1 protein-coding gene is annotated in these 367 nt (G+C 43.6%); it reads left to right on the forward strand.

Annotation, left to right across the window (positions count from 1 at the left end):
* Nucleotides 1-128 precede the first annotated feature (128 nt).
* A partial coding sequence (locus tag PSI23_RS22150; RefSeq protein ID WP_273557063.1) for a hypothetical protein occupies nt 129-367 on the forward strand: 239 nt, incomplete at its 3' end.

The following is a 367-nucleotide window of genomic DNA, read 5'->3' on the forward strand; positions in this document are numbered from 1 at the left end:
GTAGACGGTCAGTGGCTCTATGTCTATGCCGATCACATTCGCTTTTTGACTAAAAAACGCCACCGTGTTGAGGGTGTTCGGGTTCAGGGTTACACGGCAAAAGGAATAGAGTTGCGAGAGGTGGTGTGATGGTCATTATGTCTGGTGACTCCTTGATGTTAAGGAGTCCTCAATCTCAGAACCACATATCTTTAAGAGGTGTAGTTAGAAATCAATCATCGTTTTTGAACCGAGTGAATATCGGTAACTCAGTTCAATCGGCTGAAATTTTAGCTGATGGGTATACGAATATTTTCGGACACCTCAGTAACTCATTGATATCTAATCAGACGCCAGATTTGGCGTTTGGTCATACTTTGGCTGTCCC

The sequence above is a fragment of the Xenorhabdus yunnanensis genome (genome assembly GCF_028598805.1).
Classification (GTDB): Bacteria; Pseudomonadota; Gammaproteobacteria; order Enterobacterales; family Enterobacteriaceae; genus Xenorhabdus; species Xenorhabdus yunnanensis.